Consider the following 26,026-nt stretch of genomic DNA (forward strand, 5'->3'; position numbering starts at 1 on the left):
GTTTAATCTCTAATAGTGATTTTGATTATTTTTTGTGTTTCTAGAGGTATACTTCTATTTGTAGGAACATGCTCTAATTTTCTTACATTTTCCATTCCTTTAATTACATACCCGAAAATAGTATGTTTACCATTTAACCAATAAGTAGGAACAGTGGTAATAAAAAATTGAGAACCATTCGTATTTGGCCCAGAGTTTGCCATTGCTAAGATTCCTGCTTTATCAAAAACTGCATTAGGTGCAAATTCATCTTTAAAAGCTTTATTCCAAATAGATTTTCCACCACGTCCCGTTCCTGTTGGATCTCCACCTTGAATCATGAACTGTTTGATGATTCTGTGAAAAACAATACCATTATAATAACCATTTTTAGAGTGAGTAATGAAATTCTCAACAGCTAAAGGAGCAAGATCAGCTCTTAGTTCAATCTCAATGTTTCCTTGAGTAGTTTCCATAACTGCCACTGGATTTGTAGCAAAAAGTAACATAGCTGTAGATATTAGTAACAAAATTTTTTTCATAATTTACCTTTATATTTTTAGCTAAGAGTATATAATTAATATTTTTAATACATGATTAAATACATATTATAAAAAGAAACAATTTTTCTTTAGTAGTTTTAGCTTAGTATAGTGCTAATACGAATTCATTTTTGAAAAACAAAAAAGATGATAAAAAGTAAGAGGTGAAATATTTGGCGTAATATTTTATGAAATATTTCTTTTTTATGGATACAAAACAAAATCTTACTTCGTTTTATCTAAGCAAAATATAGATAAAATACAAAAATAATAAGAAAACGAGAGAAGAAGGAAGACTGCAATGACATTTGAGATGCTTTATAGTAAAATTCACAGAGCAACAGTTAGTGATGCAAATTTGAATTATATAGGCTCTATTACAATTGATGAAGATTTGATGAAAGCTTCAAAATTAAGAGTAGGGCAAAAAGTTGAAATTGTTAATGTTAATAATGGAGAGCGATTTGCTACTTACGTTATTAAAGGAAAAGCAGGTTCAAAAGATATGTGTTTAAACGGAGCTGCTGCTAGAAAAGTTGAAATAGGTGATAAAATTATTGTTATTGCTTATGCCTCTTATAGCCAAGAAGAATTGGAAAACTACAAACCTACAGTGGTAATTGTTGATGAGAACAATGATATAGAATTAATTACAAATGAACTAATAGGATCAAATGATGTTTGAAGGAATAGACTTAAGTAAAATCAATCTTAATGAGATGATGGGCCAAATGAACGAAATGGCTGAAAAAGCAAAAGATGCGAATAGCAAACAAATATTCACAGCAAAAGCAGGGGCTGGAATGATTAGTATTTCTATTAACGGAAATTCAGAAGTAATTGATTTGCAAATTGAGGATTCTTTATTAGAAGATAAAGACTCTTTAAATATTTTGTTGATTTCTGCAATGAATGATGTGATTAAACAAGCACAAAACAATCAAAAAAATATGGCTATGAGTATGATGGGTAATTTAGGAAGTATGGGAAAATAAAGAGTGAAAGAATTATTAAATACTTTTGAAACTTATTTAGAAAACAATCTTCCTCTTTCTAAAAGTTTTCATCCTCATTTTGAAACTGCTTTGGGTGAAATGTTATTAGCAGGTGGTAAACGTTTTCGACCAATGTTGCTTTTATGTGTTGCACATTCTAAGAACTCTTTATTAGTAAAGAGCTCTTTAAATGTGGCACTTGGGCTTGAAATGTTGCATACCTATTCTTTAATCCATGATGATTTACCTGTAATGGACAATGCAGATTTAAGAAGAGGTTTTAAAACCTTACACAAAAAATATGATGACGTTACCGCTGTTTTAGTGGGAGATGCTTTAAATACAGAAGCTTTTAAATTAATAGCAGATGCACCTTTGAGTGCGGATGTTAGAATTGATTTGGTAGCTGTTTTAGCTAATGATGGTGGAATTAATGGAATGATTATTGGACAAGCCATTGATTGTTATTTTGAAAATAAAGTATTAAGTTTAGAACAGTTAGAGTTCTTGCATCAACACAAAACTGCAAAACTTATTGCTTCATCTTTAAAAATGGGTGCAATTATTGCTAACTATTCTAAAGAGTTACAAGATACTTTATATAATTTTGGTTTGGATATTGGATTATTATTTCAAATTCAAGATGATATTATTGATGAAACCCAAAGCAGTGAAGAAGCTGGTAAAACAACACAAAATGATGCTTGTAAAAATTCTTTTGTAAATTTATTGGGTTTAGAGGGCTCTGTAAAGGCAGCAAATACTTTAGCAAAAAAATGTGAAGATACGCTTCTTTCATTAAATCCAAGTTTACAAAATGCGCTTAAAAGTTTATTAGAAGTTTATTTATACAGACATAATAAATTTACTAAAAACTCTTAGTCACTTATACTCAAACTACTTGACAAAAAACCAAAAATTATATACAATTTAGCACTCAAAAAAATAGAGTGCTAATTATTAAATTACCCAAACTCATAGGAGATATATAATGAATTTTAGACCCTTAGGAAAAAGAGTTCTTGTTTTAAGAACAGAGGCTGAAAGTACAACTGCAAGTGGAATTATTTTAGTAGATTCTGCTAAAGAAAAACCACAAACTGCTGTTGTTAAAGCTATTGGAAAAGAAGTTGAAGATTTAAAAATTGATGATACAATTATTTTTGAACAATTTAGAGGTACTGAATTTACACTTGATGGTGTTGATTATTTAGTATTAGATATTGAAAATATTATGGGAGTGATGTAAAATGGCAAAAGAAGTATTATTTAGTGATGAAGCACGAAACAAATTATTTGCAGGTGTTGAGAAATTAGCAGATGCTGTAAAAGTTACTATGGGTCCACGTGGAAGAAATGTATTATTACAAAAATCTTTTGGAGCTCCTACTATTACTAAAGATGGTGTTTCTGTTGCACGTGAAATTGAACTTGCAGATACACTTGAAAACATGGGTGCACAACTTGTAAAAGAAGTTGCATCAAAAACTGCTGATGAAGCAGGTGATGGTACTACAACTGCTACTATCTTAGCGTACAGTGTATTCAAAGAGGGATTAAGAAATGTAACTGCTGGAGCAAATCCTATTTCTTTAAAAAGAGGAATGGACAAAGCTACTGAAGAAATTTTACGTAATTTAAAAGCTGCTTCTAGAAAAGTTGCTAATAAAAAAGAAATTGAGCAAGTTGCTACTATTTCTGCCAATTCAGATACTGCTATTGGTGCTATGATTGCTGATGCTATGGATAAAGTTGGAAATGACGGTGTTATTACTGTTGAAGAAGCTAAGGGTATTTCAGATGAATTAGATGTTGTTGAAGGTATGCAATTTGATAGAGGATTTTTATCTCCTTATTTTGTAACAAATACTGAAAAAATGACAGTTGAGATGGAAAATCCATTTATTTTGTTATGCGATAAAAAAATCTCTAACTTAAAAGAAATGTTACCATTATTAGAAGCAGTTAATCAAAGTGGGCGACCATTATTAATTATTTCTGAAGATGTAGAAGGGGAAGCACTTTCAACATTGGTTGTAAATAGATTAAGAGGTTCATTAAATATTGCTGCTGTTAAAGCTCCTGGTTTTGGAGATAGAAGAAAAGCAATGTTAGAAGATATTGCAATTTTAACTTCTGCTACAGTAATTTCAGAAGAACTTGGAATGAAATTAGAAACTGCACCTATTGATACGCTGGGAACAGCTGCAAGAATCGTAATTGATAAAGACAATACTACTATTGTTGATGGAGCTGGGGAATCAAAAAAAGTTAAATCAAGAATTTCTCAAATCAGAGCTGAAATTGAAAATACTACTTCTGATTATGATAAAGAAAAACTGCAAGAACGATTAGCAAAACTTTCAGGTGGGGTTGCTGTTATTAAAGTTGGAGCTGCTAGTGAAACTGAAATGAAAGAGAAAAAAGACAGAGTTGATGATGCATTAAGTGCAACAAGAGCTGCTGTTGAAGAAGGTATTGTAATTGGTGGTGGGGCTGCATTAATCAGAGCTGCTGCAAAAGTTACTTTAAAACTTGAAGGTGATGAGCAAATTGGTGCAGATATTGTATTAAGAGCTATTTCTGCACCTTTAAAACAAATTGCTTTAAATGCTGGTTTTGATGCGGGTGTTGTTGCTAATGAAGTAGCAAAACACAAAGATGAAAACTTTGGATTTAATGCAGCTACTGGTGAATATGTAGATATGTTCAAAGCTGGAATTGTTGATCCTGCTAAAGTTGAGAGAGTAGCTATGCAAAATGCTGTTTCTGTTGCATCTTTATTATTAACAACAGAAGCAACGGTTACTGATATTAAAGAAGATAAAGCAATGCCTGCTATGCCTGATATGGGTGGAATGGGCGGAATGGGTGGAATGGGAATGTAAGTAGGGGTTAAAAAAACGTGAACTGCTTCACGTTTTTACCCTACGCAAGCAAAGCTGATGTACGAAGTACCAGCGTGCTCGCAGAGAAGTAATAATAAAGAGAAAACTTGTTTGTCATATAATCCCTAATAAGGATTTATTTTGGCTCTTTATAACTTCTCACAAACCTAAGAACCCAAAGGAAAGGTAGAACACCTTTCCTTTTTTTATGCAAAATATAATGTACTTTCAAGTAAAACAAAACAAAAAAATACTTTCTTCCCTCATACCCCTAAAACCTCCAATACAAAACTACTAAAAACAAAAAAGCACTAATTCATCATTCTATTGTTATAATAAAACAACAAAGGAAAAAATAATGCTTAAAAAATTACTTGTTTTTTTATTATTAACAACCGCACTTTTTGCTGCAAAAGATTTATCCCTAAAAAAAGTGAAATTTTTTGGTGAACTTAAAGAACAAAGTTCTTTAAGGGTAAGTATAAAAGATATTGAAAAACTGGGTTATCATGATTTTGTTATGGAAGATCCTCATTTATTAAAAGGTGCAAAATTTGGGGGAGTCTTTTTAAAAGATTTTGCGGCTTATTATGGAAAAGCATCTCTTAGTTCTATCGTTTTTACAGCTATTGATGGATACGAAATAACTATATCAAAAGAAGAGTGGCAAAATGATATTATTCTTTTAGCTACGAAATACAATGATGAGTACACTTCTTATAAAACGAAGGGTCCCTTACGAATTGTTTATCCAAAATACAATTCAAATTCAAAAAAATACAGTAAAAATCTTATTAATTGGATTTGGATGATTAAGACTATTGAGTTTAAATAATGCCAAAGCATATTTCTAAAATAGTTTATGTATTTGCATTTGTAATGTTTACAAGTATTTACTTTTTTTATGCTTTTAAAGTTTACTTGCCCAAACAATCTATGAATACTGCTAATTATTTTATTACGAACGAATCGAGTCGACATATATTAAAGGTTTCTATTTTAAGTGAAAGAGCTTTAAGTGCTTATATAGAAGCACTGGAGTTTAGAAACGAGGATTTATTATACGATAGCATTGATTTAATGACTGCAGCTGGAGGTTTTTTAATAACCCCCTCTTTTAAAGGAATAAAAGAAGCAAAAAAAGTCATTTCATTGATTGATATGAATATTGTATTAATGGAAGAAAATAGCTATGATATTTCATCTAGACAACTAAAGATTTTAAAAGAAAATGTGAAAAATGTCAGTAGAATTTCTCAAACCATAGAGATAAAGAAATACAATAATTTATTAAAAGGCGTTATTGATAGAGAAAGTAGAATATATGTTTTTTTAATTGGCATTGTTTATTTGGTTTTAAGTGTTATTTTACTGATTTTTTTATTATTGTTTGTATTATCTAGGAATAAGCGTCTAGAAGATGAAAATTTAAAACAACAAAAGATTTTATTAACACAATCTAAGATGTTGGCCCTTACAGAAATGTTAGGAAATATTGCCCACCAATGGAGACAGCCTTTATCTGTTATCACCTCTGCTGTAAGTGGTATGAAGTTTGAGCTTGAAGTGCAAGAAGATATATCAAGAGAATCAATTCTTCGCTGTAGTGATGCTGTTATGAAACAAGCTTCTTATCTTTCTAAAACTATTGATGATTTTAAAGAGTTTATTGCAGAAGATAACAATGACAAAATTGTACAAGTTAGTGATGTTTTTTTAAAACTAGAGAGTTTGGTAGATGAAATGTTTAAAACGAACTCTATAACACTTGTAAAAGATGTAGAAGAAAACGTATCTTTAAAACTTAATGATAATATCCTTATTCAAGCTTTTATAAATATTTGTTATAACTCTAAAGATGCATTTGTATTAAATGAAGTTAACAAAGAGGAGCGTTATTTCTTTATTTCCTGTAAAAAAGATAAGAATAAGGTGACAATTTCTTTAAAAGATACAGCAGGAGGAATAAAAGAAGAAATTATTGACAAAATTTTTGAACCTTATTTCACTACTAAACATAAAGCCAGAGGAATTGGAGTTGGTTTATATAAAACCAATGAAATTATTACAAAAAATCTTCTTGGAAGTATTGAAGCCAAAAATGCATACTCACATTTAAAGAACAAAGAATATATGGGTGGGGAGTTTATTATAACCTTACCCGCTTTTTTTAAAAGGGCCTAGTTTGGGGAAAAGAAAAAGGGAAGAACTTCTGTTCTTCCCTATCTTTTAAGTACTTAAATAAAACTTTTTATTTAAGTTATCGCAACTTCTGCGAATGTAATTTTAATTAGTTATTTAACAATACTAAAAATGAAAAACCTTCTTCATTGACACCTCCATACTGTTTAGGTATAGACAGTATGCGCCTTTTATATTTAAAATAAACTTAAATATAAAAAAGATTTTAATATTTTTTATATTAGACCTATACAAAGAATAATATATAAATTATTTTTATACGAATTGTTTTAAAAGTAAAGATTAAGAGACTCTTTTGTATATTCCTTTTATATTTAATTTTAAAGGCATACTATGTTTGTTCCTGTATTTATAAAAGCTGTTCTGGCTATTGTTTTGATTTTGGCTCTAGGGCTTTTTTTTGTTATAAGTGAAAACGTTTTAATTATTCCTATTGTAATGATTTTGTCTTATCTTAGTACTAAGAATATACTGTGTCCTAAATGCAAAAAATCATTGTTTAAAACAAAAGAAAATAAGTTAAATGTTTTTATAAAAAAAACCTGTGATAAATGTGGAGAAAATCTTATTTAAACAAATAATAAGCTATTTTGCATTTTTACAAATAAGGACTTTTTCATTAAAAAATGTATAGAATTTATTTTTATTTTTTAATAAACTGTCTTTATTTATGGTTTCTTGGACTTTATTAAGTGCACAGGCGCAAATATTTTCATTTTTATTGTTTGTATTAATACATTGTTTCATTAGTTTATATTCATCTAATAAAGCATATCTATTGTTGTTTAACGAACCATCAAGATACATAGCTCCTACAGCCCCAAGCATTAAAATAAAAATAGAAGAAAGAATTACTTTTTTATCTTTTGGTGAAGATGTTTTTTTATCAGGCATTTTATTCCTTTTTAATAAGTTTTAAGAGTCTATCATTAATAATATTATAATTTTATTAGTAATTAAAATTATAATGATTGCAAAAAAACTGTTTTTTTGTTAGTATATTTGTATTAGAAGTTAGATTAAAAACAGGAGACAAAATGATTGTATTTATTGATGGAGAATATGTAAAAGAAGAAGATGCAAAAGTATCTGTAAATGACAGAGCTTATGTTTTCGCTGATGGTGCTTATGAGGGCTTTCGTGTTTATAATGAAAAAATATTTAAATATGAAGAACATAAAATACGTTTTCAGCGAAGTTTAGATGAATTACGAATTGATCATGTTATAAACAATGAAATACAAGATATTTACGAAGAATTAAAAAAAGTAAATAATTATGAAAATGTAGAATGTTTTTATTATATGCATATTACAAGAGGGCAAAGTCCTAGAGCACATGCTTTTCCTAGTAAAAAAACCAAAGTAGGTATTTATGCTTTTTTAATGCCCAAAGCATTAAATATAAGAAACTATGATGAAGGAATATCTGTATGTACTGTTCCTGATAACAGATGGGCAAGATGTGATATCAAATGTATTTCCTTGATTGCAAATTGTCTTGCAAGCCAAATTGCTGTTGAAAATGATTGTGCAGAGGCTCTCTTTGTACACGATGGTGTAATTACAGAAGGAACAAAAACAAATGTATGTTTTGTTAAAAACAATGAAGTGTATACTCATGCCAAAACAAATAGGATTTTAGCTGGGGTTACACGAAATACCCTTCTTGAATTATGTGTGAAAAATGGAATTACTGTTCATGAGTTTCCTTTAACGCTTGATAAATTAAAAGATATGGATGAAGCATTTTTAACAGGTACTACAGAAGAATTAACACCTATTATTACAATAGATGGTAAAAAAGTAGGTTCTGGAAAAGTGGGTAGTTTAACTAAAAAATTACAAAAGATATTTAAAGAAGAAGTTAACAGATATTCTTATTAAAATAAAGAAGCTAAAGCTTCTTTATTCTTTTGGATGTTAATTTGACGTTTGAGTTTTAGAAATTATATCTTGCATTTCTTTTTCTACATCTTTTGAAATCTCTAAATCTTTATCGCTAATTAATCCAGCATCAGGGTCATTAAATACACTTTCATCAAATTTCCCTTCACTTTTAGCAACAATCACAGAAACAACAGCATCCCCAGATACATTAACAGCTGTTCTCATCATGTCCATTAATCTATCTACTCCTAAAATCAGACCAATTCCTTCAACGGGAAGACCCACTTGAGCAAATACCATGGATAACATAATCAAACCAACACCAGGAACTCCTGCCGTTCCAATGGAAGCTAAAACAGACATTAAAATGACTGTTAAATAACCAGCTATTCCTAATTCCACCCCATAAACATTAGCAATAAATACAGTAGCAACTCCTTGCATAATGGCTGTTCCATCCATATTAATAGTAGCTCCAAAAGGAACAGTGAAAGAACCAACAGAGTTATTTACTCCTAGTTTTTTAGTAACAACTTCAAGTGTTACTGGAATGGTGGCATTTGAACTTGAGGTAGAAAAAGCAAATATTTGTGCAGCTCTTAGTTTTTTCATTAAAATTGAAATACTTAAACCCCTTGTGAATACTTTAAATACAATCATTAATGTAATGAATAAATGAATAGCTAAAGCAGACATAAGTACTAAAACATATCCTGCTAAATCAACTAATAATGACAATCCCAAATTAGATATTGCTTTTGCTATTAACGCAAAAACAGCATAGGGTGCGATACTCATAATAATGTTTACCATGTTCATCATTACTTCATTTAACAATTCAACACCTTCAACAATTTTTTTCGCTTTATGTCCCATCATTAAAACTGAGATACCAAAAATAATTGCAAAAAAGATAATTTGTAACATTTTGCCAAAAGCAAGAGCATTTACTGCATTACTCGGAATAATATCTATTAGTACTTGACTTAAAGCAGGTGCTTCTTTGGCTGTAAATGTAGCTGTACTAACAAGATTTGCACCTTCTCCAGGAGCAACAATTGCTGCAATTGTAATAGCCATAGCAATTGCTATTGCTGTGGTTAACATATACAAAGAAAAAGCTTTCCCTCCTACTTTTCCAAGAGTAGCAACATTTCCAATACCACAGACACCTGATATAAGTGAGAATAGAACCAAGGGAACTACTAACATTTTTAAAGCAGTAACAAACATCTTTCCAGCAATATGAAAAGCACCATTTACGACATATTCATTTACAAATGAACCACTTTGATTTAAACCACTAGTATTGATAATTAAACCAACAATAATACCAAGTAACATTCCAACAAGTACTTTCGCGGTTAAACTCATTTTATTTTTTTCTCTTGACACAATTTATCCTTTAGAGCAATTTAGATGTTAGTTTATTGCAAGAAAGATTATATAATATTAAGTTATAACTTATAAAGTTATTTATTAAACTTAACAAAAGTAATGGAGTTCAAAGTGTTAGAAGGGGGAATCTTAGAATATTTTAGCCATAGATATAATAAGGTTTTACAATAAGAGTAAAGATTCTAAATGCATTTGTAAGTATTCATCACTGCTAGGGTGTTTGTATTTATAAAAGTTCATTCCTCTAATAATCAAAGCAATTTCAAAATCTTCTTTATTAAACTTTTCTAAATAAAAATGCGATTTCATAAATTTGTCTTGATAATTCTCAAAGAGTTCATTATGAAAAGATGGATTTATTTTCCCATCATTAATTATGTTTGAACCACTTTCTAATGCCGGACAGTTTGTATCAATATAGATATCATTTGATGGGCTAGGACTTAAGGGATAGTTTTTGCAAACGTTTGGGCGTTTATCATAAATAGTGCAGATGTTATTTTTAATATAAACACAGTGTTCTGTGACTCTTGAAATAATTAAATTAGCTTTTAAATATCCCATCTCACTAAATGAAAATAAAATGACAAAGTGTTTATATACTTTTTCAAATTCATCTATTGTTAGTTCTGAGAAATTAGAACCATATAAACCAGAACAGCATTTCGCACCACAGCCATCACAAGAAGAAAAAGAAAAAGATTTATTTTCTATACTTACAAAATTTTTCATAAAGCATAGTATAATAAAGTATTTTTAAGTCTAATTAAAATGTATTTTAAGCTTTTAAGTTTTACTCAAAAAACAAGCGCTTCTTTAGCATATTTTATATATAATTGCGGATTAAAAAAAATGAGGTTTGTATAATATGTGTGGAATTGTTGGATATATTGGAAATAAAAATACACAAGATTTATTATTAGATGGTTTGCGTGAGCTTGAGTACAGAGGTTATGATTCTACTGGTATTGCATTATTAAATAAAAATGAAATAAAAGTATATAAAGCCTTAGGGAAATTAAAAAACCTTGAAGCAAAAGTTCAAAATGATAAAGATTTTCCAATAGGAATTGGACATACAAGATGGGCAACACATGGAAAACCAACAGAATTAAATGCCCACCCACATATGGCAAAATACTCTTGTGTGGTTCACAATGGTATTATTGAAAACTACAAAGAAATAAAAGAAAATTTAATTAAAGAAGGGCATAAGTTTGTATCTCAAACAGATACTGAAGTAATTGTTCATTTATTTGAATACTTTTATAATAAAAATCCTGATTCCAAAGCTGCTTTTCTAAATACAATAAAAGAGCTTCGTGGGGCTTATTCTATACTTATCATTTCAAAATTAGATCCCGATAAGATTTTCTTTTTTAAGCATGGCACACCTTTAATAGTAGCAAACGGAAACGAAGAAGGGGAAGTGCTTTTTTCTTCAACTGATGCTCCTTTGATTGGTTTATGTAAAGATGTTGTTTATTTAGAAGATGGTATGGGTGGTATTGCTTCGTCTGAAGGCATAGAGTTTTTTTCTGAGGATATTGTTTGGGCCAGTCTTCCAACATCAAAACAATATGCGCAAAAAGACGGTTACCGATTTTTTATGGAAAAAGAAATATACGAACAAAGTAATGTTGTAAGTGATGCACTTTTAGGAAGACTGGGAGAGAATGAAATACATTTTGATGAATTTGACTCAAGTATTATTGAAAATATTGATGAAATTAAAATTTGCGCCTGTGGTACCTCTTACCATGCAGGGTTAACTGCTTCGTATTTATTTGAGCGTTTAACAAAAATCAGGTGTTCAGTAGAAATTGCTTCTGAATTTAGATATAAAGAGCCTTTATTAAGTAAACGTACTTTATTTTTAGTGGTTTCTCAAAGTGGAGAAACGGCTGATACCCTTGAAGCTTTAAAAATGGCAAAAAAAGCTGGTTTAAAAACATTGGTTGTTTGTAATGTGGATAATTCATCTATGACACGCGTTGCTGATACTACTGTATTAACACGAGCTGGAATTGAAAAAGGAGTAGCTTCAACCAAAGCTTTCTCAACACAAACTGCTGTTTTATGGATGATGGCTTTGTATTTTGCAAAATATAAAAATACTATAAGTAGTGAAAAATTAGAAAAAGAATTGCATGCTTTAAGAGAAGTACCACAGGCTTTGATTATTAGTGATGAAATGCATGAAAAAACCAAACGTTTATCTAAGAGATATTTACATGGACATGGTTTTTTCTTTATAGGAAGAGATGTATTTTTTCCTTTAGCACTAGAAGGCGCATTAAAATTAAAAGAAATTTCGTATTTACATGCTGAGGGTTATCCTTCTGGTGAAATGAAACATGGACCTATTGCTTTAGCTGATCCTGAATTATTCACCATAGCATTAATGCCAGAAAATCTTTTATATGAAAAAATTAAATCCAATGTGGAAGAGTTAAGTGCAAGAGACAGTACTATTTGTACTATTTCCCCTCTTGATTTTGATTTAAGCGATGATTTTATTAAAACAAAAAAAACAAATCATTATATGCTTGAGTTTTTTGAAATGTTAGTGGCTTTGCAGTTATTATCAATGGAAATCTCAGTAAGACTTGGAAATGACGTAGATATGCCAAGAAATTTGGCGAAATCAGTTACTGTAGAATAACTATTCTACAAATTGTTTAAAATCGTGCTGGAGTATTTCTTATTTTTTCTCCAGCTCTAATGTAATTAAAAATAATGGAAAACAAACATGGAAAACCATAAAGGAAAACAAAAATGGAAAACAAAAGTCAATATTTATTTACAAGTGAAGTAGTAGCACCTGGACATCCTGATAAATGTGCAGATATTATTGCTGATAGTATTGTTGATAGATTAATAATAGAAGATTCAACTTCAAGAGTTGCTTCAGAAGTATTTGTTGCTGGAAAGCATATTATTATTGGTGGAGAAGTTAAATCTAAGGCAAAATTATCAAACGATGATTATGTTGCTTTGGTTAAAAAAACGCTTGCTAAAATAGGATATGATGGAAAAAGTGCTTTTACAAAAGAGCAGTGTTTACATCCAGATGACATACAAGTACAAGTATTATTAAATCAACAAAGCCCTGATATTAACCAAGGAGTAGATCAAGACTCTGGTGAAATTGGAGCAGGAGATCAAGGAATTATGTTTGGTTTCGCATCAGTTGAAACAGCTGATTATATGCCAGCTGCAATCACTTATGCTCGAATGTTAAGCGATAAAGTATATAATTATGCGCTGGCTCATAATCATAAACTGGGTGTTGATATTAAAACACAAGTTACGCTAGATTATGGAAACAAAGAAAACTTTGAAAATTGTAAACCTCAAAAAATTCATACTATTGTAGTTTCTGCACCTTCTGTTGAAGCTATGGATATAGTAGAAGTGAGAGCTTTAATTCAAGGGTTAATTGATGATACAGGATTACCAACAGATTTATATGATCCTAAAAATACAATTATTCATATCAATCCTACAGGAAGATATGTAAATCATTCCTCTTTACATGATTCTGGATTAACAGGAAGAAAACTTATTGTTGATTCTTTTGGGGGTTATGCACCAATTGGTGGAGGAGCTCAAAGTTCTAAAGATTATACAAAAGTTGATAGGTCTGGTTTATATGCGGCACGTTGGATTGCTAAACATATAGTTGCAGCAGGACTTGCATTAAAATGTAATGTTCAGCTATCATATGCAATTGGAGTAGCACGGCCTACTTCTGTATCTGTAGATACTTTCGGAACATATTCAAGTGTTAATGATGATGTATTATCTTCTTTTGTACTGGATACTTTTGCTTTAACTCCTAAATGGATTACTGATAAATTTAATTTAGATAAACCAAGTGCAGAAACATTTCTTTATGCTGATGTTGCAGCACGTGGTCAAGTTGGTCAAAGTGATTATCCTTGGGAAAAACTAGATGAATTAGAAAAATTTGAAGCTATAAAATAAATACTATAAGGATATACAATGGATTTAAAAAACTTATTTAATAAAATTACTTTTGATTTAAGTAAAAAAGAACAACCAACAAAAAAAGATGCACCCTCTCACTGGATTAAATGTCCAGAATGTAACTCTTTGATGTTTTTTAAAGAAGTAGAAGCTCAAAACAATATTTGCCCCAAATGTAATTTTCATATGAGAATTGGCGCAAAAAGAAGAATTGAGATTTTATGTGATGAAGATACTTTTGTTGAATATGACAGTTCTTTAAAACCTGTAGATCCTTTGAATTTTGTAGATAAAAAATCCTATAAAAAAAGAGTAGATGATGCTATTGCTAAAACAGGCAGAAGTTCTTCTGTAATTGCAGGGGAAGCTAAAATAAATGGTTTACCCGTACAACTGGCTATTTTTGATTTTTCTTTTATGGGTGGTTCTTTAGGAAGTGTTGAAGGCGAAAAAATTGTACGAGCAGCTAATAGGGCAATGGAAAAGAATCAAGGTTTAATTATTGTTTCTGCTTCTGGGGGTGCTAGAATGCAAGAAAGTACTTTTGCTTTAATGCAAATGGCCAAAACATCTGCAGCGCTTAAAAAACTTGATGCTTGTAAATTACCTTTTATTTCTGTATTAACTGATCCAACTTTTGGGGGAGTTTCTGCTTCATTTGCTTTTTTAGGTGATATCATTATGGCTGAACCAGGTGCTTTAATTGGTTTTGCAGGTGCAAGAGTTATTAAACAAACTATTGGTGAAGACTTACCAGATGGATTTCAGCGAGCTGAGTTTTTACTTAAAAAAGGTTCTATTGATATGGTTGTTAATAGAGCAGATATGAAAAAAACAATTTCTGATTTATTAAAAATGTTTTATTCAAAAGCGAGCTAATGCTTAAGTCAACACTGGAAGAAGTTTTGGGATTTAATCCTAAAACTTCATCCAATGAATTATATGCTTTATGTGACTATTCAACCCTTCAAAGAAAAAATCTCACGGTAGAAGACTTTATTTCTCTAGTTAAATCAATGAATGTTAAAATAATACAATACAGAGATAAAATTTCATCTAATGATGTTCAAATTAAACATCTGAAGCAAATAAAAGAAAAACTTAATGTTCTTCTTCTTATTAATGATAAAGTCGAATTAGTACCTTTTTGTGATGGAATACATCTGGGACAAGAAGATTTAGAAAAGATTCATGAAAATAAAGCTTATGCAATAAAAATTCTAAGAAAAAAGATTAAAAACAAGTTTTTAGGATTAAGTACTCACAATGAATACGAAATATTACAAGCAAATACTTTGGATATTGATATGATAGGTTTAGGTGCTTATAGAAATACTAGTACTAAAGATATCACTAATATTTTAGGAGATAAAATATCGTATTTATGTCAAATATCTAAGCACCCCGTTTGTATTATTGGAGGAGTTAAAGTAGATGATAAGATAGAATATGCAAATTTTAATGTAGTAGGAAGTGATTTATATGAGTAAGATAATTATCTACCAAATTGCCAAAAATACTAAAGATGATTTTGAACCTATTATCAAAGAGTTTATTAAAATGAGCTCTAAATATTCAAAAGTACAAATTGTAAATCTCTTTAATAAAAACATTGGAAAAGCACAAACAATTTCAGAATTAGAAGCAAAAAAATCTTACTCTGCAGTTTTTGAACCCTTTTTAGAAAGTGGATATAATATAGCATTGGATGTAAAAGGTGAACGCATTGACAGTTTTAAGTTTGCAGATACAATCAGTAAATACTCCACAATTAACTTTTTTATAGGTGGCGCTTATGGATTTGAAGATAAATTTCTTAAGTCTTGTGATAAAAAAATATCGCTCTCAGAATTGACTATGGCACATAAAGTGGCCAATTTAGTGCTTTTAGAACAAGTTTTTAGAAGTTTATGCATAATTAATAATCATCCCTATCATAAGTAATTTAGTTTAATTTGTGTATAATATGCAAATTTTAAAATCGGGGTATAATTTGGCTAATAAAAAACATATCGAAGAGTTGAGAATTACTCTGTTAGAAAGACAAGATTTAATTAGAAGAAATATAGACGAGAGTAGAGAAAGTATTAATGGTTTAAAAAACTCAGAATGTAATGATGAGTTTGATTATGCTGAAGTGTCAAGTGATTCATTTAAAGAAGGTATTATTGCTAATGCTCAAATAAAAGAGTTGCATGAAATTGAATCAGCAATTAAAAGAATTGCAAAAGGTACTTATGGTGTTTGTGACATGTGTGATGAAGTTATTGCACTTGGTCGTTTACGTGCAAAACCTTTTGCAAAATTTTGTACACCTTGTAGAGAAATTTATGAGGAAGAAAAACAAAAATAAAGGATTAAATTATGGGACTAAAGAAGTATATAATTTCTTCAATATTGTTAATTGTTATTATAGGCGGCTATGTATTTAGTTTAGATGCTAATGAATATACAATTAAAATACTTGACTATGAATTGACTTTATTAATTGCCGTTTGGGCTATAGTACCTACTAGCATTTTGTTAGTATTTACTATTTTACATATTTTATTTTATGGTTTTAGAAACTTTTTAGAAACAAGAGCCATTGAAAAAGATGAAGAGAATATAATCAATTTAATAAAAGATTTTCTTTTAGAGAATAAATCAAAACAAAAATTTAAAACAAAAGTCTTTAGTGATTTGTCAAGTGTTTTAATGCAAATGAATTTGTCCTCTGTAAAAGATTTTAAGTCTGAGAATGAAGAATTAAATACAATTGTTTCTGTAATTAATAAAATTAATGAAGGTGAATATATTTCAATAAAAAACATGAAATTTAACCCTCATGGAAATGTTCATAAAAAAAACATATTAAATAAAATCAATGCAGATATTGATTTTGCGCTGGAAGTTGTAAAAAAAACAAATACGTATTCAAAAGAAGAAATAAAATGTGCTTTTACTAGAATCTTAGAAGAAAAATCTATGACAACTATTAAAAAAATAACACCTGCAATGGATTTAGATAAAGACATGGTTTTAGCATTATTTCAAAAAGACAAAGAAGAAGCAGACTTTTCTATAGGTTTAGAAGAAATTAAAAGATATGCGAAAAAATCTAATTTTACAAAAAATGATTATATTGATTTGGTAAAACTGTATAAAGATACTTTTACTCCAGATGAAATTATCAAAATGAGTGAAGAATTATCTAATGATGAAGATTTGGCGCTGGATGCTTACCTTTATATCTTATTAGAATTTGAAATGTTAGATGAAGTACGTGAGTTGTTAAATGCCTGTGCAGACGATGAATATACTGCTTTTAAAGCTTTAATTGATTTAAAAGACAATGGTAAACACTATAGTCTAGATACTATTAATTATAAAAATTAAATGAAGAAACTAGACTTTTCAAAACCTTTAGTGGTCTTAGCACCACTAGCAGGTTATACAGACTTACCTTTTAGACGGGTTGTAAAAAAATTTGGTGTTGACTTAACAATATCAGAAATGATCTCTTCTAATGCTTTGGTTTACAAATCCGAGCGAACACTAAAAATGATAGAAAAATCTCCCAGTGAAGATCCTTATTTTGTACAAATTGCAGGTAATAATGCTGATTTAGTACGTGAAGCAGTTGAAATTCTTAATGATGTAGAAGGTATTGATGGTATTGATTTAAACTGTGGCTGTCCAGCTCCTAAAGTATTTAATCACGGTTCTGGTTCAAACCTTTTAGGAGATTTGAAAAAACTGGAAGAAATATTGATGACGGTAAAAAAATACAGCAATAAACAATACACTTCTGCAAAAGTTAGAATTGGTGTGGATGAAAAAATTCCTATTGATATTGGTAAAGCGGTGGAAGCCTGTGGTGCAGATTTTGTTTCTGTTCATGGACGAACTCGAGCAGGAAAATACAAAGCGCCTGTAGATTATGATGCAATTAAAGCTATGGTTGATAATATTTCTATTCCTGTTATTGCTAATGGAGATATAAAAGATTATGCAAAAGCAAAAGAAGTACTTGCCTACACTGGTGCTGCTGGGGTTATGATTGGACGTGGAGCTATTGGTAAACCATGGATTTTTCATCAACTAAAAAATGATCAAGAAGATATATCTGATGAGTTAAAACGGGAAATTATTTTAGAACATTTTGATTCGGTAATTGATTATCACGGTTTACATGGTGCTATTATGTTTAGAAAATTATTGCATTCTTATTCTAAAGGTTACAATGGGGCTGCTGAATTTAGAGATATGATTAATAAAATCAGTGATAAAGATATTATGAGAGATATTATTTCGACATTTTTCTCTACAGAAAAATTTTAAGGTTAAAAATGAAAGAATTTTATTATGAGTTAAAAATCGAAGCAGATACTTCTTTAGATTTGTTTATTGATTTAGTAGACGCATTACTTCCAAATGCTATAGAAGAGGGTGATAACTTTTTTATAATAAGAAGTGAAGATGAACTAAGTACTATTGAATATGGCGTAAAAGAATTTGCAAAAGCTATGAATTTAGACTGTAGTACATTATGTGAAAAAAAGAAAAATGAGGATTGGATAAAAAAATACCAAGAATCCGTAAAAGCGATAGAAGTATCTAAATTTTACATACGTCCTTCTTGGGTAGAGAAAAAAGAGGATTTAATTAATATTATTATTGATCCTGCTTTATCTTTTGGCTCAGGGCACCATGAAACAACCAATGCGTGTTTAGAAGCAATTTCTAAATATGTTAAAAAAGATAACGAAGTTCTTGATGTGGGTTGTGGTTCTGGAATTCTTAGTATTGCAGCAGCTAAACTTGAAGCAAAGGTTGATATTTGTGATACAGATGAAAATTGTATTAAAGACAGTGAAGTTAACTTTTCATTAAACAAAACAAAGTACAATAAGGCCTGGGTTGGAAGCTCAACTTTTTCTTCGAAAAAATATGACGTAGTTATAGCTAATATAGTTGCTGATGTTTTAATTATGATTTCAAAAGATTTAAAAAATTGTTTAAAATCAAAGGGAACTCTTGTATTATCGGGTATACTTGATAAACATTTAACAAGAGTGCTTAAAAAATTCGAAGACTTAGAAATAGAAGAAACTATTCATAAAAATGAATGGTGTACCGTTGTTCTCAAAGGAGTTTAATTGAACAATAATAATAATCAAGACAATAACAATAAAAACAATAAAAATGGAAACTTTTTTAATAATAATCCTTTATTAATTTTCGTAATTTTCTCAATCGTTACTATAATGGCATTTAAAACTATGTTTCCAGAAAACCAAAATGGAATGAATAACACAGGAATTCAAGCCTTTGGTTCTACTAACAATAATAAAAATAAAACTATTGCGTATTCAGAACTTAAAAAATTAATGGCAAGTTCTCAAATTGACTATGTTGGAATTGGAAAAGTATATATTAAAGCAATTTCAAAAGGTTCTAATGGACAAATTACAACCTATACTGCAAGAAGAGTAATTCCTGATGAAACATTGATTAAAGCCTTAGAAGATAAAGGCATTAACTATGGTGGCATTAATGAAGAAAATCTTTTAGCTGATATTTTATTTGGTTGGATTTTACCAATATTTATCTTTTTTGCAATTTGGATGTTCTTGGCTAAACGAATGTCTAAATCTATGGGTGGAGGAGGCGGTGGTCTTCTTGGAATTGGTTCTTCTAAAAAAATGATTGATTCTGAAAAACCAAATGTAAAATTTGATGACATGGCTGGAAATAAAGAAGCAAAAGAAGAAGTTGCTGAAATAGTTGAGTTCTTAAGAAATCCAGACAGATACGTTAAATTAGGAGCACAAATTCCTAAAGGTATACTACTTGTGGGACCTCCAGGTACTGGTAAAACTTTATTAGCAAAAGCAGTTGCAGGGGAAGCAGAAGTACAGTTTTTATCTGTAACTGGTTCTTCTTTTATTGAAATGTTTGTAGGGGTTGGAGCTTCAAGAGTAAGAGATTTATTTGAACAAGCTAAAAAAGTAGCTCCCGCTATTATTTTTATTGATGAAATTGATGCTATTGGTAAATCAAGATCTTCAGGTGGACCAATGGGTGGAAATGATGAAAGAGAACAAACCTTAAATCAGCTTTTAGCCGAAATGGATGGTTTCTCTTCCGCTGGTGCTCCTGTTATCGTATTAGCTGCAACAAATAGACCGGAAGTTCTAGATGCTGCACTATTGAGACCAGGTAGATTTGATCGACAAGTTTTGGTTGATAAACCAGATTTAGAAGGTCGTATTGAAATTTTAAAAGTACATATTAAAGATGTTAAATTAGCAAAAGATGTTGATTTAAGAGAAGTTGCTGTTATGACTGCTGGTTTAGCAGGTGCAGATTTAGCAAATATTATTAATGAAGCAGCTCTTTTAGCAGGACGTGCTAATAAAGATCAAGTTGAAAATGAAGATTTTAAAGAATCAGTTGAAAGACAAATCGCTGGTTTAGAGAAAAAATCTAAGCGAATTTCTCCTAAAGAAAGACGTATAGTTGCTTATCATGAATCAGGACATGCGCTTTTAGCTGAAATTACAAAAGGTGCTAAAAAAGTAAATAAAGTATCTATTGTTCCAAGAGGACTTGCTGCTTTAGGATATACATTAAATACACCAGAAGAAAACAAGTACTTAATGCAAAAACATGAGTTAATAGCAGAAGTAGATGTTTTATTAGGTGGACGTGCTGCTGAAGAAGTATTTATTGGAGAAATTTCAACTGGGGCTGGAAATGATTTAGAGAGAGCAACAGATATTATTAAATCTATGGCTTGTGTTTATGGAATGAGTGATATTGCTGGATTAATGGTATTAGAGAAACGTTCAAATTCTTTTATAGGTGGACAATCGCATAAAGATTATTCAGACAATATGGCAATGGAGCTTGACAACTATATTAAAGATACATTGAATGAGCGATATAAATCTGTATTAAACACTTTAAACGATCATAAAGAAGCTATTGAACAAATGACAGCTGAACTTTTAGAAACTGAAGTAATATCAGGTTTAAGAGTAAGAGAAGTTATTAAAGAAAATGGTGGAGTTGTTTTTGAAGCAGAAGATTTGCACAGTGAGTCATTAAAAAAAGATGATGAAACTAAGACAAGTGAAAACAATGTAAAAAAAGATGAAAAAAAAGAAGATAGTACTGAAACATCAGATGCTAAAAATAAAACAGAAGAAGAAAATAAAAAAGACTAAAGGTTAAAAATGTTAGAAAACTTTATATTAAAAGAAGGCTATAAAAAGATACTCTATACTTTTCTTATATCTGTGTTCTTTGATATTTTCATATCGAGTTTTTTGGCAAATTTAGGCTATGTTTTATGCCTCGTTTTACTTTTTATTTTTAGAAACCAAAATAAGTATTTTGGTCCTAAAAAGAATACTTTAGCTATATGCGATGGTACAATTTCTGCAATTGATATAAAAGGTAAAAAAAGTATTTTACACATTGATGTAAGTATATTTAATAAACACATCTTACGAGCTCCCCAAGATGGGAAGATTTCACTTATTTCAAAAAAACATGGTTTAAATTTGAATACTGATTCCTATATCTCAAAAAAGTTAAATAATAGCATTACTTTTATGTTTAATGATTTAAAAATCACCCTAATAGAGGGCTGTTTAAATATGCATACATCTTTAAGCAAAAAAGATGAAGAGTTCTCTCAAAACCAAAAAATTGGTGTTTTTACTTCGGGTAAGATTATCATTGAAATGAATTCTTTACTTAACAAGAAAATCACTTTGGGACAAAAATTAGTAGCAGGTGAAAGTATTTTAATATAAAGCCTAATAAAGCTTGACAAATAAAATAAAATTGCTTATAATTATTCCACACAAATACAGGAGAGTAAAATGAAAATATTCGATTTTTTTAATAATCAATTCATAAAAAGTGTAAACACTCTCAATCTCTCAACAATTACCCTCTAAAACACAAATAAATATTCAAAAAATAATGACATCGTTTTCTTTTTATTTTAAAAAGATATAATAATACCATAGTATAAAAGGTTAGAACATGGATAAAAATAGGATTATAGTATTTGATACTACATTAAGAGATGGCGAACAAAGCCCTGGCTGTTCAATGAATACAGATGAAAAAATTAAAATTGCTTTTCAATTAGAAAAATTGGGAGTTGATGTTATTGAGGCTGGTTTTGCAGCCGCAAGTCCTGGAGATTTTGATGCAGTTTCTCAAATTGCTCAAAGTATTAAGAATTCATCTATTTGTTCATTATCAAGAGCAATTGACAATGATATTAAACAATCTGGTTTAGCTGTTCAAGCTGCAAAACTTAAAAGAATACATACTTTTATCGCAACTTCACCTATTCATATGAAATACAAATTAAAAATGAATGAAGCTGAAGTAATTAAACGAGCAGTACATGCAGTGCAGTACGCAAAAACTTTTGTTGATGATGTTGAATTTTCACTAGAAGATGCGGGTAGATCTGATATGAGTTTTATGAAAGAAGTAATGGATGCAGTGATTGAAGCAGGAGCTAGCACTATTAATCTTCCTGATACTGTTGGTTACAGATTACCAAATGAATTAGGTGCAATGGTTAAAGAATTAGTAGCTTATGCTAACTCCAGAGCAATTATATCTGTACACAATCACAATGACTTAGGACTTGCTACTGCGAATACTTTGGAATGTGTGTTAAATGGTGCAAGACAAATTGAAGTGACTCTTAATGGTTTAGGAGAGAGAGCTGGAAATTCTGCTTTAGAAGAAGCAGTTATGGCTATTAAAACAAGACAAGATATTTTTAAAGGTTTATATACTGGTATTAATACAGTTGAAATCTATCCAAGTTCACGTTTAATTGCAACTATAACAGGTGTTGAACCACAGCAAAATAAAGCAATTGTTGGGAAAAATGCATTTTCACACGAAAGTGGAATTCATCAAGATGGTATGTTGAAAAACAAAGAAACGTATGAAATTATGAGACCTGAAGATGTAGGTGTATTTAAAGAATCAACGTTAATTTTAGGAAAACACTCTGGCCGTGCTGCATTTAGAGATAAAATTAACAACTTAGGTTTTGATACGGTTACTGATGCTGAATTAAATGCTGCATTTGATCGATTTAAAATATTAGCAGATAAGAAAAAAGAAATTACAGATGATGATATTAGAATGTTAATTACGGATGAATCTTTAAACCAAGATCAAACCTATGAATTAATAGATTTGCAGATTTCTGACTGTACCAACGGTTTTCCAATGGCAGCGATATCGATTAAACATAATGGAGACATTTTAAAAGATGCAAATATTGGATCTGGAACAATGGATGCAATTTTTAAAACCATTGATAGGTTAACAGGTTTTTCTGGAAAACTAGAAGACTATAAAGTAACTTCAGTAAGTGAAGGGAAAGATGCTTTAGCCAAAGTAATTACGCGAGTATCTTTTGATGAAAAATCACCATCAATTGTAGGACATGGTTTAAGTATTGATACTATGTTAGCAACTGCAAAAGCATATTTAGGAGCAGTAAACTCTTATGTATCACAAAAAGAAAGACTAAAACCAAAAAACACTCACCAAATTTAAGAAAAGAAGGTAATTATATACCTTCTTTTTAAATAATATTTATACTACTTCCTTATATATAAATAACTTTTTTGACTAATTCAGTAATATATATGTAATAAAACTGTATTATTAACGCTGATTAATAATAATAGTTCTTCTTAACTTTTCTAAATAAGCTTGTTTTTAGGCCACTGTTACTAGCGAATTATTAAATAATAACAAGGAGATATAAAAACTATGATGCAATTTAACTTTTTTTTAAAGCTGTTAAAAGAATCATTTAGAGATTTGATTCCAATAGTAATGGTGATTTTATTTTTTCAATTAGTAATTATTCAAAGTGTACCAGAAAATTGGGTTTCAACTGCCATTGGTTTAGTAATCGTTGGAATTGGCTTAGCAATCTTTTTACAAGGTCTTGAAATAGGTATATTTCCCGTAGGTGAGGGATTAGCAAGAGATTTTGCAAAATCTGGATGGACAACATGGATACTTATTTTTGGGTTTTTAATTGGTTTTGGTACTACTATTGCTGAACCTGCTTTATCTGTAATTGCTGATAAAGCTGCTTCTATTTCTGCTGGAAGAATTGATGCAACTGTACTTAGACTAGTTGTTGCAGCTTCTGTTGGTTTTGCGATAATGTTGGGAGTGTTTAGGATTATTAGAGGCCATCCCATTCATTATTATATTATCTTTGGTTATGTATTAGTAGTAAGTGTTACTTTTTTTGCTCCAAAAGAGATTATTGGATTGGCTTATGATTTAGGTGGAGTTACCACCTCGACTGTTACCGTACCTCTTGTTGCAGCTCTAGGAATTGGGCTTGCATCTTCTATAAAAGGAAGAAATCCAGTGATTGATGGTTTTGGGTTAATTGCATTTGCTTCTTTAACACCAATGATATTTGTTCAAATATATGGAATTGCAGTATACAATTTAGTTGATGCTAAAGAAGTGATACAAGTAGCAGTGCAAGCAAGTGTTAGCTCACCTACTGATATTACTTTAACTTCCTTAGTTGAAGGCCTAATTGCAGTTGCTAGAGATGTATTACCCATTTTAGCCATTATTATGTTTTTTCAATATGGAGTAATTAAAAAAAGAATTCCTAATTTAAATACTGTTTTAATTGGTTTTGCTTTAGTAATATTGGGGCTGTACGCATTTATTTTAGGGCTTGAACTGGGATTATTTTCTCTTGGTGAGACAATGGCTTATCAATTAACCCAGGGTTCTTCTGTTTTAATTATTTATGCTTTTGCTTTTGCTATTGGTTTTTCAACCACAATGGCGGAACCTGCATTAATGGCAATTGCTAAAAAAGCAAAAGAAATATCTGATGGTAAAATTAATGATTTTGCGCTTCGTTTATTTGTTGCTTTAGGGGTTGCTATTGGTATTGCTTTAGGTTCTTTTAGAATTGTTAATGGTGGAGAAATTCATTATTACATAATAGTGGGATATTTATGTGTAATTATTCTTACTTTTATTGCTCCTAAGTATATTATTCCAATAGCTTATGATTCAGGAGGAGTAACAACATCAACAATTACTGTTCCTTTAGTAGCAGCCCTTGGTATTGGATTAGCTTCAAACATCGAAGGACGTAGTCCTTTAATTGATGGTTTTGGATTGATTGCTTTTGCTTCATTATTTCCAATGATTACGGTTATGGTTTACGGTATATTAAGTGAGAAACTGGGTGTTAAATCAGATACTGAAATTGAAGCTGCAAATATTTTAAGAGATACTTTGGTTGATGCTGAGAATATGGATTTAGCAACAATTAATATTGACGGCAGTGACAGACGGCATTCAATGCCAATGGATTTTTCAGTGGTGGTTATAATAGTTCCTAGTGAGAAAAAAGTGGATGCTATTCAAGCAGCAAGTAAAGCAGGAGCTCCTGGAGTTACTGTTTTACGAGCAGATGGAATGGGACTTGGTCAAATGAATAACTTCTATAGAACGTCTTTTGATGCCAATGATGCTTTATTATTGTTTATTTTACCTCAAGGTATGGTAAACAGTGTTATTAAATCTATTATTCACTCGCTTCATATTACAACAACAGGAAAAGGGGTGGCTTTTGCATTTCCAGTAAGTCATATGAAGGGTATTTCCTTATCGCGTCATGAAATCTTTGAAAACAGAAAAGATCATAAAGTAGCAAACGTTGATACAAAAGAGTATGAGGAAGAACATGCATCAAGTTAATTCTTTAACAGAAATGAAAGATATTATTTCTACAGGAAAACCTGTATTAATATATTTTACAGGTGAGAACTGTAGTATTTGCCATGCTTTAAAACCAAAAATTATTGAGAGTTTTACAAAAGAATTACCTAATATTAAACTATGTGAAGTAAAAACAGATGTGCATAAAGAACTTACAAGCCATTTTACGGTATTTTCTTTACCAACAATCTTAGTTTATTTTGATTCTAAAGAATTTAAAAGAATTGGGAGAAATATTTCTGTGGCTGTATTTATTCAAGATGTAAAAAGAGTATACGACTTGTACATCTAAAATTTTATAGACTAAAATAAGAGTAATA

27 protein-coding genes are annotated in these 26,026 nt (G+C 30.1%); 23 read left to right on the forward strand and 4 right to left on the reverse strand.

All coding sequences use genetic code 11. The features are described 5' to 3' along the window. Nucleotides 1–2: 2 nt before the first annotated feature. Entirely contained in the window at nt 3–521 is a 519-nt protein-coding gene (locus HRT41_08450) for a peptidylprolyl isomerase (protein ID NQY24054.1), read from the reverse strand. A gap of 301 nt (nt 522–822) precedes the next feature. Here HRT41_08450 and HRT41_08455 point away from each other — a divergent pair, with 301 nt between their 5' ends. From HRT41_08455 to HRT41_08490, 8 genes are all read left to right on the forward strand, one after another. Next, entirely contained in the window at nt 823–1,206 is a 384-nt protein-coding gene (locus HRT41_08455; GenBank protein NQY24055.1) for an aspartate 1-decarboxylase, read from the forward strand. Then, on the forward strand, nt 1,199–1,516 hold the full coding sequence (locus tag HRT41_08460; GenBank protein NQY24056.1) for a YbaB/EbfC family nucleoid-associated protein: 318 nt from the start codon (nt 1,199–1,201) through the stop codon (nt 1,514–1,516). Before HRT41_08455 ends, HRT41_08460 begins: the two co-directional genes overlap by 8 nt. Nucleotides 1,517–1,519: 3 nt before the next feature. Next, entirely contained in the window at nt 1,520–2,398 is an 879-nt protein-coding gene (locus HRT41_08465; protein NQY24057.1) for a polyprenyl synthetase family protein, read from the forward strand. Between the two features lie 109 nt (nt 2,399–2,507). Then, nucleotides 2,508–2,765: a co-chaperone GroES gene (gene groES / locus HRT41_08470; GenBank protein ID NQY24058.1), complete on the forward strand. Its 258-nt coding sequence runs from the start codon at nt 2,508–2,510 to the stop codon at nt 2,763–2,765. A gap of 1 nt (nt 2,766) precedes the next feature. Next, nucleotides 2,767–4,404, forward strand: a complete 1,638-nt coding sequence (gene groL / locus HRT41_08475) for a chaperonin GroEL (GenBank protein NQY24059.1) — start codon at nt 2,767–2,769, stop codon at nt 4,402–4,404. 358 nt (nt 4,405–4,762) lie between these two features. Next, nucleotides 4,763–5,239, forward strand: a complete 477-nt coding sequence (locus tag HRT41_08480) for a hypothetical protein (protein NQY24060.1) — start codon at nt 4,763–4,765, stop codon at nt 5,237–5,239. After that, nucleotides 5,239–6,588, forward strand: a complete 1,350-nt coding sequence (locus HRT41_08485) for a HAMP domain-containing histidine kinase (protein ID NQY24061.1) — start codon at nt 5,239–5,241, stop codon at nt 6,586–6,588. Before HRT41_08480 ends, HRT41_08485 begins: the two co-directional genes overlap by 1 nt. A 351-nt stretch (nt 6,589–6,939) precedes the next feature. Continuing rightward, nucleotides 6,940–7,179, forward strand: coding sequence for a hypothetical protein (locus HRT41_08490; protein NQY24062.1), 240 nt, complete (start codon nt 6,940–6,942; stop codon nt 7,177–7,179). Nucleotides 7,180–7,191: 12 nt separating this feature from the next. On the opposite strand, the gene HRT41_08495 is transcribed toward HRT41_08490, so the two are convergent. Next, entirely contained in the window at nt 7,192–7,500 is a 309-nt protein-coding gene (locus HRT41_08495) for a hypothetical protein (protein NQY24063.1), read from the reverse strand. A gap of 143 nt (nt 7,501–7,643) precedes the next feature. Between HRT41_08495 and HRT41_08500 the strand changes: the two genes are divergently transcribed. Continuing rightward, nucleotides 7,644–8,492 carry an aminotransferase class IV gene (locus HRT41_08500; protein ID NQY24064.1) on the forward strand — a complete coding sequence of 283 codons (849 nt, stop codon included), beginning with the start codon at nt 7,644–7,646 and terminating at the stop codon, nt 8,490–8,492. A gap of 36 nt (nt 8,493–8,528) precedes the next feature. Here the strand turns inward: HRT41_08500 and HRT41_08505 are convergent, their stop codons facing one another. Together HRT41_08505 and HRT41_08510 are read right to left on the reverse strand one after the other, a co-directional pair. Beyond that, the gene (locus tag HRT41_08505) at nt 8,529–9,869 is read right to left on the reverse strand and encodes a dicarboxylate/amino acid:cation symporter (protein ID NQY24065.1); all 1,341 of its coding nucleotides are present in this window, start codon (nt 9,867–9,869) and stop codon (nt 8,529–8,531) included. Between the two features lie 186 nt (nt 9,870–10,055). Continuing rightward, nucleotides 10,056–10,625: a YkgJ family cysteine cluster protein gene (locus tag HRT41_08510; GenBank protein ID NQY24066.1), complete on the reverse strand. Its 570-nt coding sequence runs from the start codon at nt 10,623–10,625 to the stop codon at nt 10,056–10,058. A 136-nt stretch (nt 10,626–10,761) separates the two neighbouring features. Here HRT41_08510 and glmS point away from each other — a divergent pair, with 136 nt between their 5' ends. From glmS to HRT41_08580, 14 genes are all read left to right on the forward strand, one after another. Next, nucleotides 10,762–12,558 (forward strand): glutamine--fructose-6-phosphate transaminase (isomerizing), encoded by a 1,797-nt coding sequence (gene glmS, locus HRT41_08515; protein ID NQY24067.1) that lies wholly within the window; start codon nt 10,762–10,764, stop codon nt 12,556–12,558. Nucleotides 12,559–12,671: 113 nt separating this feature from the next. After that, nucleotides 12,672–13,883: a methionine adenosyltransferase gene (locus HRT41_08520; GenBank protein ID NQY24068.1), complete on the forward strand. Its 1,212-nt coding sequence runs from the start codon at nt 12,672–12,674 to the stop codon at nt 13,881–13,883. Nucleotides 13,884–13,901: 18 nt separating this feature from the next. Then, on the forward strand, nt 13,902–14,765 hold the full coding sequence (locus HRT41_08525; protein ID NQY24069.1) for an acetyl-CoA carboxylase carboxyltransferase subunit beta: 864 nt from the start codon (nt 13,902–13,904) through the stop codon (nt 14,763–14,765). Then, nucleotides 14,765–15,376, forward strand: coding sequence for a thiamine phosphate synthase (locus HRT41_08530; GenBank protein NQY24070.1), 612 nt, complete (start codon nt 14,765–14,767; stop codon nt 15,374–15,376). Before HRT41_08525 ends, HRT41_08530 begins: the two co-directional genes overlap by 1 nt. Next, nucleotides 15,369–15,830 carry a 23S rRNA (pseudouridine(1915)-N(3))-methyltransferase RlmH gene (locus HRT41_08535; GenBank protein NQY24071.1) on the forward strand — a complete coding sequence of 154 codons (462 nt, stop codon included), beginning with the start codon at nt 15,369–15,371 and terminating at the stop codon, nt 15,828–15,830. Before HRT41_08530 ends, HRT41_08535 begins: the two co-directional genes overlap by 8 nt. 49 nt (nt 15,831–15,879) lie before the next feature. Continuing rightward, nucleotides 15,880–16,239: an RNA polymerase-binding protein DksA gene (gene dksA, locus HRT41_08540; GenBank protein NQY24072.1), complete on the forward strand. Its 360-nt coding sequence runs from the start codon at nt 15,880–15,882 to the stop codon at nt 16,237–16,239. Nucleotides 16,240–16,250: 11 nt separating this feature from the next. Beyond that, nucleotides 16,251–17,264 carry a hypothetical protein gene (locus tag HRT41_08545; protein NQY24073.1) on the forward strand — a complete coding sequence of 338 codons (1,014 nt, stop codon included), beginning with the start codon at nt 16,251–16,253 and terminating at the stop codon, nt 17,262–17,264. Beyond that, nucleotides 17,265–18,209 (forward strand): tRNA-dihydrouridine synthase, encoded by a 945-nt coding sequence (locus HRT41_08550; GenBank protein ID NQY24074.1) that lies wholly within the window; start codon nt 17,265–17,267, stop codon nt 18,207–18,209. 8 nt (nt 18,210–18,217) lie between these two features. Then, the gene (locus HRT41_08555) at nt 18,218–19,027 is read left to right on the forward strand and encodes a 50S ribosomal protein L11 methyltransferase (GenBank protein ID NQY24075.1); all 810 of its coding nucleotides are present in this window, start codon (nt 18,218–18,220) and stop codon (nt 19,025–19,027) included. Next, nucleotides 19,028–21,100 (forward strand): ATP-dependent zinc metalloprotease FtsH, encoded by a 2,073-nt coding sequence (gene hflB / locus HRT41_08560; GenBank protein ID NQY24076.1) that lies wholly within the window; start codon nt 19,028–19,030, stop codon nt 21,098–21,100. It abuts the gene before it with no gap. A gap of 9 nt (nt 21,101–21,109) precedes the next feature. Then, nucleotides 21,110–21,694 carry a hypothetical protein gene (locus HRT41_08565; protein ID NQY24077.1) on the forward strand — a complete coding sequence of 195 codons (585 nt, stop codon included), beginning with the start codon at nt 21,110–21,112 and terminating at the stop codon, nt 21,692–21,694. Between the two features lie 235 nt (nt 21,695–21,929). Continuing rightward, entirely contained in the window at nt 21,930–23,483 is a 1,554-nt protein-coding gene (locus HRT41_08570; protein NQY24078.1) for a 2-isopropylmalate synthase, read from the forward strand. A gap of 219 nt (nt 23,484–23,702) precedes the next feature. Continuing rightward, nucleotides 23,703–25,685, forward strand: a complete 1,983-nt coding sequence (locus HRT41_08575) for a DUF1538 family protein (protein NQY24079.1) — start codon at nt 23,703–23,705, stop codon at nt 25,683–25,685. Then, a complete protein-coding gene (locus tag HRT41_08580) occupies nt 25,672–25,998 on the forward strand; it encodes a thioredoxin family protein (protein NQY24080.1) in 327 nt (108 codons plus the stop codon). Before HRT41_08575 ends, HRT41_08580 begins: the two co-directional genes overlap by 14 nt. Nucleotides 25,999–26,026: the final 28 nt, after the last annotated feature.

Source organism: Campylobacteraceae bacterium (assembly GCA_013215945.1).
Classification (GTDB): domain Bacteria; phylum Campylobacterota; class Campylobacteria; order Campylobacterales; family Arcobacteraceae; genus NORP36.

What these genes read in the sequence shown, in the direction of transcription:
- HRT41_08510 (NQY24066.1), bottom strand. Translation starts at nt 10,625, where the DNA reads ATGAAAAATTTTGTAAGTATAGAAAATAAATCTTTTTCTTTTTCTTCT.
- HRT41_08575 (NQY24079.1), top strand. Translation starts at nt 23,703, where the DNA reads ATGATGCAATTTAACTTTTTTTTAAAGCTGTTAAAAGAATCATTTAGA.
- HRT41_08485 (NQY24061.1), top strand. Translation starts at nt 5,239, where the DNA reads ATGCCAAAGCATATTTCTAAAATAGTTTATGTATTTGCATTTGTAATG.
- HRT41_08570 (NQY24078.1), top strand. Translation starts at nt 21,930, where the DNA reads ATGGATAAAAATAGGATTATAGTATTTGATACTACATTAAGAGATGGC.
- HRT41_08520 (NQY24068.1), top strand. Translation starts at nt 12,672, where the DNA reads ATGGAAAACAAAAGTCAATATTTATTTACAAGTGAAGTAGTAGCACCT.
- HRT41_08525 (NQY24069.1), top strand. Translation starts at nt 13,902, where the DNA reads ATGGATTTAAAAAACTTATTTAATAAAATTACTTTTGATTTAAGTAAA.
- glmS (NQY24067.1), top strand. Translation starts at nt 10,762, where the DNA reads ATGTGTGGAATTGTTGGATATATTGGAAATAAAAATACACAAGATTTA.
- HRT41_08530 (NQY24070.1), top strand. Translation starts at nt 14,765, where the DNA reads ATGCTTAAGTCAACACTGGAAGAAGTTTTGGGATTTAATCCTAAAACT.
- groL (NQY24059.1), top strand. Translation starts at nt 2,767, where the DNA reads ATGGCAAAAGAAGTATTATTTAGTGATGAAGCACGAAACAAATTATTT.
- HRT41_08555 (NQY24075.1), top strand. Translation starts at nt 18,218, where the DNA reads ATGAAAGAATTTTATTATGAGTTAAAAATCGAAGCAGATACTTCTTTA.
- HRT41_08450 (NQY24054.1), bottom strand. Translation starts at nt 521, where the DNA reads ATGAAAAAAATTTTGTTACTAATATCTACAGCTATGTTACTTTTTGCT.
- HRT41_08500 (NQY24064.1), top strand. Translation starts at nt 7,644, where the DNA reads ATGATTGTATTTATTGATGGAGAATATGTAAAAGAAGAAGATGCAAAA.
- HRT41_08460 (NQY24056.1), top strand. Translation starts at nt 1,199, where the DNA reads ATGTTTGAAGGAATAGACTTAAGTAAAATCAATCTTAATGAGATGATG.
- HRT41_08535 (NQY24071.1), top strand. Translation starts at nt 15,369, where the DNA reads ATGAGTAAGATAATTATCTACCAAATTGCCAAAAATACTAAAGATGAT.
- HRT41_08580 (NQY24080.1), top strand. Translation starts at nt 25,672, where the DNA reads ATGCATCAAGTTAATTCTTTAACAGAAATGAAAGATATTATTTCTACA.
- HRT41_08495 (NQY24063.1), bottom strand. Translation starts at nt 7,500, where the DNA reads ATGCCTGATAAAAAAACATCTTCACCAAAAGATAAAAAAGTAATTCTT.
- HRT41_08505 (NQY24065.1), bottom strand. Translation starts at nt 9,869, where the DNA reads ATGAGTTTAACCGCGAAAGTACTTGTTGGAATGTTACTTGGTATTATT.
- HRT41_08550 (NQY24074.1), top strand. Translation starts at nt 17,265, where the DNA reads ATGAAGAAACTAGACTTTTCAAAACCTTTAGTGGTCTTAGCACCACTA.
- HRT41_08545 (NQY24073.1), top strand. Translation starts at nt 16,251, where the DNA reads ATGGGACTAAAGAAGTATATAATTTCTTCAATATTGTTAATTGTTATT.
- HRT41_08490 (NQY24062.1), top strand. Translation starts at nt 6,940, where the DNA reads ATGTTTGTTCCTGTATTTATAAAAGCTGTTCTGGCTATTGTTTTGATT.
- HRT41_08455 (NQY24055.1), top strand. Translation starts at nt 823, where the DNA reads ATGACATTTGAGATGCTTTATAGTAAAATTCACAGAGCAACAGTTAGT.
- groES (NQY24058.1), top strand. Translation starts at nt 2,508, where the DNA reads ATGAATTTTAGACCCTTAGGAAAAAGAGTTCTTGTTTTAAGAACAGAG.
- HRT41_08565 (NQY24077.1), top strand. Translation starts at nt 21,110, where the DNA reads ATGTTAGAAAACTTTATATTAAAAGAAGGCTATAAAAAGATACTCTAT.
- HRT41_08480 (NQY24060.1), top strand. Translation starts at nt 4,763, where the DNA reads ATGCTTAAAAAATTACTTGTTTTTTTATTATTAACAACCGCACTTTTT.